9 protein-coding genes are annotated in these 7,206 nt (G+C 74.9%); 7 read left to right on the top strand and 2 right to left on the bottom strand.

Translation table 11 applies throughout. The annotated features are described in order from the left end of the window. A partial coding sequence (locus tag GTR02_RS17985; protein ID WP_205709549.1) for a hypothetical protein occupies nucleotides 1–207 on the bottom strand: 207 nt, incomplete at its 3' end. Between the two features lie 200 nt (nucleotides 208–407). On the opposite strand from GTR02_RS17985, the gene GTR02_RS17980 reads away from it, so the two are divergent. From GTR02_RS17980 to GTR02_RS17950, 7 genes are all read left to right on the top strand, one after another. Further along, nucleotides 408–2,609 carry a transglycosylase domain-containing protein gene (locus GTR02_RS17980; RefSeq protein ID WP_166608862.1) on the top strand — a complete coding sequence of 734 codons (2,202 nt, stop codon included), beginning with the start codon at nucleotides 408–410 and terminating at the stop codon, nucleotides 2,607–2,609. 14 nt (nucleotides 2,610–2,623) lie between these two features. Beyond that, on the top strand, nucleotides 2,624–4,015 hold the full coding sequence (locus GTR02_RS17975) for a glycosyltransferase 87 family protein (RefSeq protein ID WP_166608861.1): 1,392 nt from the start codon (nucleotides 2,624–2,626) through the stop codon (nucleotides 4,013–4,015). Nucleotides 4,016–4,198: 183 nt separating this feature from the next. Then, nucleotides 4,199–4,495 (top strand): 30S ribosomal protein S6, encoded by a 297-nt coding sequence (gene rpsF, locus GTR02_RS17970; RefSeq protein ID WP_166608860.1) that lies wholly within the window; start codon nucleotides 4,199–4,201, stop codon nucleotides 4,493–4,495. Further along, the gene (locus tag GTR02_RS17965; protein WP_166608859.1) at nucleotides 4,495–5,067 is read left to right on the top strand and encodes a single-stranded DNA-binding protein; all 573 of its coding nucleotides are present in this window, start codon (nucleotides 4,495–4,497) and stop codon (nucleotides 5,065–5,067) included. The genes rpsF and GTR02_RS17965 overlap by 1 nt, the downstream gene beginning before the upstream one ends. A 72-nt stretch (nucleotides 5,068–5,139) precedes the next feature. After that, complete coding sequence (rpsR, locus tag GTR02_RS17960) at nucleotides 5,140–5,376, top strand: 30S ribosomal protein S18 (protein ID WP_166608858.1); 237 nt, start codon at nucleotides 5,140–5,142, stop codon at nucleotides 5,374–5,376. 14 nt (nucleotides 5,377–5,390) lie between these two features. Continuing rightward, complete coding sequence (rplI, locus tag GTR02_RS17955) at nucleotides 5,391–5,843, top strand: 50S ribosomal protein L9 (protein WP_166608857.1); 453 nt, start codon at nucleotides 5,391–5,393, stop codon at nucleotides 5,841–5,843. A 224-nt stretch (nucleotides 5,844–6,067) separates the two neighbouring features. Continuing rightward, nucleotides 6,068–6,619: a hypothetical protein gene (locus GTR02_RS17950; RefSeq protein WP_166608856.1), complete on the top strand. Its 552-nt coding sequence runs from the start codon at nucleotides 6,068–6,070 to the stop codon at nucleotides 6,617–6,619. A 15-nt stretch (nucleotides 6,620–6,634) separates the two neighbouring features. On the opposite strand, the gene GTR02_RS17945 is transcribed toward GTR02_RS17950, so the two are convergent. Beyond that, nucleotides 6,635–7,183, bottom strand: a complete 549-nt coding sequence (locus tag GTR02_RS17945; protein WP_166608855.1) for a GAF domain-containing protein — start codon at nucleotides 7,181–7,183, stop codon at nucleotides 6,635–6,637. Nucleotides 7,184–7,206 lie beyond the last annotated feature (23 nt).

Below are 7,206 nucleotides of genomic sequence, written 5' to 3'. Positions count from 1 at the left end.
GTCGTCGGCGGCGTCGTCGAGCCCGACGACGCCGCCGACGACCCCGCCGACGGAGTCGCCCACGGAGTCGCCCACGGAGTCGCCGACCGCGTCGGACACGGCCACGCTGCTCCCGCCCTTCGTCACGACCGCACCGCCCACCGGGCCCTGACGCCGCCTGCGCCGGGCCGCGCCGGGCCCGCTGCGCGTCGTGGAGGTGCTGTGCACACCTCGGCCGGTCCCCGCCCGACGGCCGTGCCCCCCCGCGGGGGGACCGCATACTGGACCGGGACGGCCCCCAGGACGGCGGGCCGGTCCCACGCCGGCGCGGCCGGCTCAGCCCGTGACCCGAGCACCAGCACCGCAGCACGTGAAGCAGGCGCACCGGCGGTGCCGTGCGCTCCCCGACGCCGGAGGACCTGACCGCAGTGGCAGCACGCCGACCCACCCCCGCCCCGACCCCGACGCGACGCCCGAAGCGGCGCGGCCGCCGGATCGCCGCGTGGCTCGGCGGGCTCGCGGTGGTCGGTGCCGTGCTCGGCGTCGGCGGCTTCGCGGCCGCGTACACGCTCACGGACATCCCGGACGCGAACGCCCTCGCCGACGCGCAGGTCAGCACCGTCTACTACTCCGACGGGACGACGGAGATCGGGGACTTCGCGGCCCGCAACCGCGAGAACGTCTCGATCGAGCAGATCCCGGTGCCCGTCCAGCACGCCGTCCTGGCCGCGGAGGACCGCAGCTTCTACGAGAACCGCGGAGTCTCGCCCACCGGCATCGTCCGGGCGCTGTGGAACAACGTCAGCGGCGGCTCGCAGCAGGGCGGCTCGACCATCACGCAGCAGTACGTGAAGAACTACTTCCTCACGGCCGACCGCACGTACAAGCGGAAGTTCGACGAGTTCTTCCTGTCGCTGAAGATCGACCAGGCGCAGTCGAAGGCCGAGACGTTGCAGGACTACCTGAACACCGTCTACTTCGGCCGCGGCGCGTACGGCATCCAGACCGCCGCGCAGGCGTACTTCGGCAAGGACGTGTCGCAGCTGAACGTGTCCGAGGGGGCGCTGCTGGCCGCCGTGCTGAAGGCTCCGAGCGGCCTCGACCCGCGCAACGACCCGCAGGCCGCCACCGAGCGCGTCGACTACGTGCTCGACGGCATGGTCTCCGAGGGCTGGCTGTCGCCCGCCGACCGGGCCGCCGCCGGCCTGCCGCCGACGGTGGAACCGCAGCCGCAGAACGACTACGCGGGCACCAACGGGTACCTCCTCTCGACCGTGCGCAGCGAGCTGCTGTCCCGCACGGTCGGGCTCACCGAGGACGAGCTGGACCGCGGCGGGTACAGGATCGTCACCACGTTCGACGTCAGCGCGCAGCGCTCCGCCGTCGAGGCGGTGCAGGAGGAGCTGCCCGAGCGGCGGCCCGCGGGCCTGCAGGTGGCCGTCTCGGCGATCGACCCCGCGACGGGTGGGGTGCGCGCCATGTACGGCGGAGCCGACTACCTGACCCGGAGCCAGAACGCCGTCACGCAGGACCGTGCGCAGGCGGGGTCGACGTTCAAGCCCTTCGCGCTCGTCGCGGGCCTGGAGGAGGGCATCTCCCTGCGCAGCACCTACAACGGCACGAGCCCGCTGCGGGTGCAGGGCTGGGACAAGCCCGTCAACAACTTCGGCGGGTCGTCGCTGGGGCGCATCAACCTGCTCACCGCGACGGCGAAGTCCGTCAACACCGTCTACGCGCAGCTCAACGAGGACGTGGGCCCGGCGACGACCGAGCAGGTCGCCGTGCGGGCGGGCTACCCGGAGAACACGCAGGACCTGAACGACTTCCCGTCCAACGTGCTGGGGGCCTCGGCGCCGCACCCGATCGACGTCACGCAGGCCTACGCGACGTTCGCGGCCCAGGGCGTGCGCAACCAGTGGCACACGGTCGCGAGCGTCGACGACGCCACGGGCGCGCGCACCTTCACGGCCTCGCCGACCAACCAGCGCGTGTTCGCCCCGGACGTGATGGCCGACGCCACCTACGCCATGCAGCAGGTCGTGACGCAGGGCAGCGGCAGCTACGCCCGCAACCTCGGCCGCCCCGCGGCGGGCAAGACCGGGACGTCGACCGACAACAGGTCCGCGTGGTTCGCGGGCTTCACCCCCCAGCTGGCGGCCACCGTCGCGATGTACCAGATCGGCGAGGACGGCAGCCAGGAGTCGCTGCGGCTCGGCTCGGGCGAGGTCACGGGCGCGTCCTACCCCGTCCGGATCTGGACGGCCTTCATGGAGGGCGCCCTGGAGGGCCAGCCGCGCCAGTCCTTCCCCGCACCCGACTACGTGGGCAGCAGCCGCGGCGGCTCGGCGGCGACCAGCAGCCCCTCGCGCCCGAGCTCGACGCCGACGGCCGGCGAGACGTCCTCGCCGAGCGAGACGGCGACGGCCTCGCCCACGGACACCCCGACGGCCGGGCCCACCGACTCGCCGTCGGCGACGCCCTCGGACTCCCCGACGTCGGCGCCCACGAGCAGCGGCCCGAGCGGCACCTCGCCCTCGGGCGAGGCGTCGGGCCCGTCGGCGCCGGCGGCGCCGGAGGAGGACCTGCAGGAGGCCACGGCCGGGTCTGCGAGCGCCGCCCCCGCCGGGTGAGGGAAGCTGCTGCGGTGAGCACGCCCCCGCCGCGACCGCAGTCGCCCACCCGCAGTGACGGTCTCGTCCGCGCCGCGAGCGAGGTCGTCGGGGGCCCGGCGGGGCGCCGCCTCGGCGGCGACGGTCCCTGGTGGGCGGCGGCGCTGCCCGTCAGCCTGGCGCTGACGGCGGTGCTCGTCGCGGTCGGCGCGGTCGCGAAGCACCACTGCCGCACGGTGGGCTGGAACAGCCCGGACCAGTTCTTCCACCTCTGCTACTCCGACGCCCCCGTCGTCTACACGTCCTCGGGGCTCGCGCGCGGCCTCGGACCGTACGCCGACGGGGTCACCCTGTCGCAGCCGCCGCTCACCGCGGGCCTGGCCTGGCTGCTCGGGCTCTTCGCCCCCGACGAGGTCACGGTCGCCGCCCAGCGCGCCTACTTCGACGCCACCGCGGTGGCCCTGCTCCTCGCCGCCCTCGTGGTCGTCGCCGCCGCGGTGGTCGCGGCCGGGCGCCGGCGGAGCTTCGACGTCCTCCTCGTCGCGGTCAGCCCGCTGCTGGCGATCACGGGCCTCGTGTCCCTCGACCTGGCGGGTGTCGCCCTCGCCACCGCCGGCCTGGCCTGCTGGGCGCGGCGCCGGCCGGTCGCCGCGGGCGTCCTCCTCGGTCTCGCCGTCGCCGCCCGGACGTACCCGGTGCTGCTGCTGCTGGCCCTGGTCCTGCTGGGGCTGCGCGCCGGCCGCCTGCGCGCCGTCGCGAGGACCGCCGCGGTGGCCGCGCTCACCTGGCTGGTGGTGGACCTGCCCCTCGCGCTGACCTCCTTCGCGGCCTGGTCGGCCTACCTCGACGGCTTCTTCCCCCAGCGCGCCGGGTACGGCTCCCTGTGGTTGCTCCCGCAACTCGTGCAGCAGGCGACGCGCGCGGCGACGCAGGACGGCCTGCCGGCGGGGGCCGTGACCGCGCTGACGCTCTCGGCGTGGGTGGTGTGGTCGCTGCTCGTCACCGTGTTCGTGCTGTGGGCGCCCCGCCGTCCCCGGGTGCCGCAGGTGGCGTTCCTGCTGGTCGCGGGCTTCTGCGTGCTGGGCTCCTCGTTCCCGGTGCAGGCGGCGCTGTGGCTGCTGCCGCTGGCCGCGCTGGCGGTGCCCCGCTGGCGCGACCACGTCGTGTGGTGGACCACGGAGGCCCTCTACTTCGGCGCCGTGTGGCTCTTCATCGCGGGGCAGTCGACGCCGGACCGCGGGCTGCCGCCCGAGCTGTACGCCGCCCTCCTGCTGCTGCGGGCCGCCGGCATCGCGTGGCTCGTGGTGGCCGTGGTGCGCGACGCGCGCTCCCCGGGTCGCGACCTCGTGCGGGCCGACGGCGACGACGACCCCGCGGGCGGGGTCCTCGACGGGGCCCCCGACCGGCTGGTCGTCCGCGTCGCCTGAGCGGGGCGCTCCGCCGCGGGGTCCCCAGGCCCCGCTCCGGCCCCGGTCGGGCCCCCGCTGTGGACGGCGGCCGCCGGGGCGGCCCGCTCGCGGCAGGGTGGGCGACGGAGGGCCGGTAGACTCAGCCGCTCACCCTCCTGCCACGGAGAGACCGTGGCCGCATGAGACCGAAGGAGGTGGGGAATGAGCACGCGCAACTACGAGCTCATGGTCATCCTCGACGCTGAGCTCGAGGAGCGGACCGTCGGCCCGTCGCTGGACAGGTTCCTCAACGTCGTCCGTCAGGGCGGTGGCGAGGTCGCCAAGGTCGACATCTGGGGTCGTCGCCGGCTGGCCTACGACATCAAGAAGAAGTCCGAGGGCATCTACGCGGTCGTCGACCTCCAGGCGACGCCCGAGATCGCCCAGGAGCTGGACCGCCAGCTCAACCTCAACGAGGCGGTGCTGCGGACGAAGCTGCTCCGCGCGCAGGCCGCCTGATGGCCGGCGAGACGGTCATCACCCTCGTCGGGAACCTGACGAACGACCCGGAGCTCCGCTTCACCCCCTCGGGGGCGGCGGTCGCGAACTTCACGGTCGCCTCGACCCCCCGCACGTTCGACCGTCAGTCGAACGAGTGGAAGGACGGCGAGACGCTGTTCATGCGGTGCGCCGTGTGGCGCGAGGCCGCGGAGAACATCGCCGAGTCGCTGACCCGGGGCACCCGCGTGGTCGTCACCGGTCGTCTGCAGTCGCGCACCTTCGACACGAAGGAGGGCGAGAAGCGGACGGTGATCGAGATGCAGGTCGACGAGGTCGGCCCCTCGCTGCGCTACGCGACCGCGAAGGTCAACAAGACCTCGCGCGGTGGCGGTGGCGGCGGTGGCTTCGGCGGCGGCGGCAACTCCGGCGGCGGCGGCGGCCAGGGCGGCGGCTGGGGCGCGAGCTCCGGCGGCGGTCAGGGTGGCGGCCAGCAGCAGGAGGACCCCTGGGCCACCGGCCCGTCCGGCGGGAGCCAGGGCGGATCCGGCGGGGGCTGGGGCGGTTCCTCCAACGACGACCCGCCCTTCTGACTCCTCGTCCACCTCTAGAACACCACCATCCCGGGGCAGTCCCCCGGGCTCTCACGAGAGGGGAGCACCACGATGGCCAAGGTGCCCGTGCGCAAGCCCAAGAAGAAGCAGAACCCGCTCAAGGCCGCCAAGATCGAGGCGGTCGACTACAAGGACACGACGCTGCTGCGCAAGTTCATCTCCGACCGCGGCAAGATCCGCGCGCGCCGGGTGACGGGCGTGTCCGTGCAGGAGCAGCGGCAGATCGCGACCGCGATCAAGAACGCCCGCGAGATGGCGCTGCTGCCCTACAGCAGCTCCGCCCGCTGAGGAGGGGAGACGAGATGAAGCTCATCCTCACGCACGAGGTCTCCGGCCTCGGGACCCCCGGCGACGTCGTCGAGGTCAAGGACGGCTACGGCCGCAACTTCCTGCTGCCCCGCAACCTCGCGACCCCGTGGACGCGCGGCGGCGAGAAGCAGGTCGAGGTGATCCGCAAGGCCCGTCAGGCCCGCGAGATCGCGACGCTCGACGAGGCGCAGTCGATCAAGCAGTCGCTCGAGTCGCGCCCCGTGGTGCTCAGCGCCCGGGCCGGCCAGGGCGGCCGCCTGTTCGGGGCCATCACGCCCGCCGACATCGCCCAGGCCGTCACGGCCGGTGGCGGCCCGGCGGTCGACAAGCGCAAGGTCGAACTGCCGCAGCCGATCAAGATCACGGGTTCGCACACCGTGCTCGTCCGGCTGCACCCCGAGGTGTCCGCCAAGGTGACGGTCGACGTCACCGAGGCGTCCGCCTGAGGGAGTCGACTCACCCCGCGAGGGGTGCCGGAGGCCGGTCACGCAGCAGCGTGACCGGCCTCCGGTGCGTCCGGGGCACGTCCTGCGGCGGGTCGGGGAACGCTGCGGTGTGCGGGCGGCGCGCGGTGACGGCGGTGGGTCCTCCCGCTGCACGTCGTGGTGAGAGCTGCGCCGGTCGGGTGACGTGGCGGCGTCGGCGGACCGCGTGGGCGAGCATGAGGCGCGTGCAGGAGGAGGCGCCCACGCTGGGCGCGCGGGGGACGCGGCGCGGCCTGGCGCTCGCGGGTCTCCTGCTCGGGCTCCTCGCCCTGGACGTCTGGTGGCGCGGGGAGCGCGTGGCCCCCGTCCTCGTCGCCTACGTGGGCGCCGCGGCGGTCTGCATCGTGCACACCGTCGTCCGCCACCGCCTGGACACCGTCCGGCTGGAGCGGGAGTCGATCGTCGTCCTCACGCGGGCCGGGGAGCGCGCCTACGCGTGGGCCGACGTCCTCGAGGTCTCCTGGTCGACCCCGTCCCGGTCCTTCGGCGGCAGTGGGCCGGTGCTGAGGCTGCGCGGCGGGCCGTTCGACGTGCCCGGTCCGAACGCGCCCGCGCAGGTCGCGCACCTGCCCGTCTTCGGCCGCCGGGCGACGCAGGAGGCCGTGGCGCTGCTGCGGCGGGTGACCGAGTCCCACGGCCTGACGTACACGCCGGGGCTCGTCGAGCTCATCGACACCGGCAAGCGGATGCCGCGCCTGCCGGGCGAGTCGCGCGGTCCCGTCCGCCGTCCCCGCTGACCTGCTCCGGCCGGGTCAGGCGCGGCGGTCCGGACCCCCGGTCGCGCCACCCCGCGGGGACCGGTGCCGCCGCAGCACCTCCGACACGGACGCGGCCAGCTCGCCGAGCACGGCGAGCGCGGTCTCGTCGAGGTCGCGCGGCTCGCGGTCCAGGACGCACAGCGCCCCCAGGGGCAGGCCGTCCCCGTCGAGGATCGGCGCCCCGGCGTAGGCGCGCAGGTGCTCGGGGCCGGTGACGAGGGCGTTGTCCGCGAACCGCTGGTCGTGCGTCGCGTCCGGCACCGCGATCGCGTGCTCGGCGGCCACGACGTGGGCGCAGAAGGACACCTCGCGGGGGGTCTGGGCGACGTCGTAGCCGATGACCCCGCCGAGGCCGCGCCGCGCGGCGAACCACTGCCGGTCGCCGTCGACCATGCTGATGAGGGCGGCCGGCATGCCCAGCGCCCGCGCCGCGTCCGTGGCCAGCGCCCGCAGCTCGACGTCCGCGCTGGTCGCGTCGACGTCGAGCTCGTGCAGGGACGCGAGGCGCCGCGGTTCGTCGCGGTGCGCGGGGGCGGCGGGCACGGGGTCTCCTCGGTCGGTCCGAC

The organism is Kineococcus siccus (assembly GCF_009906795.1).
GTDB classification, from domain to species: domain Bacteria; phylum Actinomycetota; class Actinomycetes; order Actinomycetales; family Kineococcaceae; genus Kineococcus; species Kineococcus siccus.
This window is presented reverse-complemented; position numbering and strand designations above follow the sequence as displayed.